This window comes from Bacillus cereus group sp. BfR-BA-01408, from assembly GCF_022663305.1.
Taxonomy (GTDB): domain Bacteria; phylum Bacillota; class Bacilli; order Bacillales; family Bacillaceae_G; genus Bacillus_A; species Bacillus_A pacificus.
In genome coordinates, this window is sequence record NZ_JAKUFF010000357.1 from 1 (window position 1) to 213 (window position 213).

A 213-nucleotide genomic window follows, 5' to 3' on the forward strand; every position below is an offset into this window, starting at 1 on the left:
GTTGTTCTTGTTGTTTCTCTTCTTTCTTTACTTCCGGCTGTGCCTGCGTCTTGTCTTCTTTCGGCTTCTCTTCTACTTTTTGTTCTTGTTTCTCTTTCTGTTCGTCTTGCTTATTTTGCTCTTGTTCAGCTTGTTTTTCCTCCGGTTTTTCTTCCGGTTTCGCTTCATCTTTTTTCTCTTCTTGTTTTGCTACTTCTTCTTGCTTCAGTTCTA

Annotated in this window: 1 pseudogene; it reads right to left on the reverse strand. The window is 39.4% G+C overall.

Annotated features, from left to right (window positions below):
- Positions 1–213 (reverse strand): annotated as a pseudogene (locus MR083_RS28400) (DUF4430 domain-containing protein); the annotation flags it as partial.